Below are 2,279 nucleotides of genomic sequence, written 5' to 3'. Positions count from 1 at the left end.
CAAAAAACAGCTACATCTTCAAGTTGACTATTTGTTTCATTGAAACTTCTAGTCAACTTGAAGATGTAGCTGTTTTTTGCTTAGATTGGGAGAACAAATTAATCAATATTAGTGTCAGTTCTTTAGGGTCTATTCCAAAAGCTTATTACAGAATTCAGGGGACAGAAGGAGAAATTAGCATTGAAAATAATGATGTGTTTTTAAGTGTTAAAGATAAACCAGTTCAGCATATTTTTGTGCCTACATATTTTGACGATCCTGGTCATACTAATTGGTTTAATGGATTGATTGAGAATTTCCTAGATTGTGCTAATAATCCAAATACTGAACCATTCTCTTTGATGGAAGCTGGTTTAGTTCTAGAGATAGCTGAAAAAGCTAGTCATTCTAGTAATAATGGAGGTAGTTGGATGGGAATAGAATTTACTACTAAGTCATTACAAATGGTTGGTTAATTTATGACTAGGTATGGTTGATTAATTTATGACTAGGTTCTGAAACTAGGTCTAAAATTTAAGAAGGTGGTAGGTGGTAGGTTTTAGGTAGTAGATATTTTGCAATCTACAACTTATTACCTTCTAATTAACTTGGCAAAAAAAAATAGGTAAAAAGCTTCTTTTTGGTTATACTAAGGGCTGTAGTCCTACAAGAGGATGAAGATTAAAATATTTCTGATTTCAAGCTACTGAAAGATGGCGGTAGTTACTGTTAATACAGTTCCGACTCAGAAGGCTAATTTTTCACTTAAATGAAACCTTCAGAGCTTAGAGATGATCAAATTCCTAATTTTTTTTAGAACAAATTTATAAGCCTAGTTCTAGCCACTTTTTTAAATCTAGCATAAACAGAACTTACGCATGGACACTAAATCCAGTGAGGGCGAATGCCATTTGCGCTCCGCAAAGCTCCGAATTGCGCCCCTACATATGGCGTTTTCAAGGTCAAGCATGCGTAAGTCCTGATAAATATGATATGGCAATCCTAAATTATTCGTAATAATTTGACTATTCTCAAATCCGGTGTTCTATCAGGGTCTACAATATTTCACAACTTAAATAAGTTTCCTATATCGTTAGAGGTAAATTCGGTAGGACAAATTTTTGCTATTTATAACTTATATAGTTTTAGCTAAAAATTTATTGTTAATTAGTTGATATTGGTGCATTTTATAGTACTTAATTATGACTATTTATAGCAGAAAAAAGAAAGAAGAAGGAAGAAGGAAGAAGGCGATTAATTATCTAGGAGATAAGGAAAAATCTGGCCTTGTCTGAGTCTTAAGCTTTTGATATATCCGTGCCCTTTCCTTCGACTACTATATCAATTTAAATCAACTAAATATCAATCCTAAAATAATTTATTAGTTTTGCTATAAAAGAAAATATATTAATACCAAATTCATTTCTAAGTTGCATAGAATAATATATTAATCATAATTGAATGTAGATCTAGATAGACAAGTTAATAAATTTCATAATTCTGTGCCACCTCACATAAAATTTGTATAAGACAACGCTACCTACGACCTAACACCTAATTATGTGTAGCCTCATATAAAATTGGTATAAGAGTTTAGCAATAGGAAATTTTAAAGTCCAAACTATATAACTATGTTATCCAAAAAATTTCCGAAGTCTCACCGTTCACTTTTACTATTACTGAGTGAACGAATTATGGCATTACTAATTCTTGCTAATGTCATGTTAGTAATATTTGATATTACCTATATAAAAATCCGTCATTGGTACTTAAAAATAGATTTATACCTACAAACAATCACTGATACTCCTCAAAAAAAATATCTCCAAAAAGTAGATAATCTACAAGAGGAGTTAGAAAAGAATGGTTTAGAGTCACCAAAAGTAGAAAATTTATTAGACGATTTACGCATTAGTAGTTTTGAAATATTCATTAATCGTCCTCCATTTAAAGTTATCGATAGTTATGGAAATTTAGCAAAAATTAAGCAAATATTTACTACTCACACTAGAAGAGAAAGTTTTTCACAAGCAGTACAAATTTTTTGGGATGAAAATTACTTAGAAACACAAGGTTGGCAAAGTCAGTTAGAATTTTTCAATAGAAAAATTCGTCCTCTAATATTATTGTATGAGCCGAAATTACAGTATGATTTAATTAAAGGAATAGAGCCATTCCGAGACTCACAAAATTATTTAATCGCAGTTAGTGAACTGAAGATATTACTCGAAAAAAAAGGTCTGGAAGAAGAAGAAATAGAACCTTTACTCAAAGAATTACGCGGTCATAGTACGGAATTA

At 31.0% G+C, this 2,279-nt stretch carries 1 protein-coding gene and 1 pseudogene; both read left to right on the top strand.

Annotation, left to right across the window (positions count from 1 at the left end; all coding sequences use genetic code 11):
- A partial coding sequence (locus F6K13_RS29250; protein WP_287289299.1) for a hypothetical protein occupies positions 1-455 on the top strand: 455 nt, incomplete at its 5' end.
- Between the two features lie 1,155 nt (positions 456-1,610).
- Positions 1,611-2,279: pseudogene (locus F6K13_RS29245) on the top strand (hypothetical protein); the annotation flags it as partial.

Origin of the sequence: Okeania sp. SIO2B9 (assembly GCF_010672505.1) — a bacterium.
Lineage (GTDB): Bacteria > Cyanobacteriota > Cyanobacteriia > Cyanobacteriales > Microcoleaceae > Okeania > Okeania hirsuta.
This window is presented reverse-complemented; position numbering and strand designations above follow the sequence as displayed.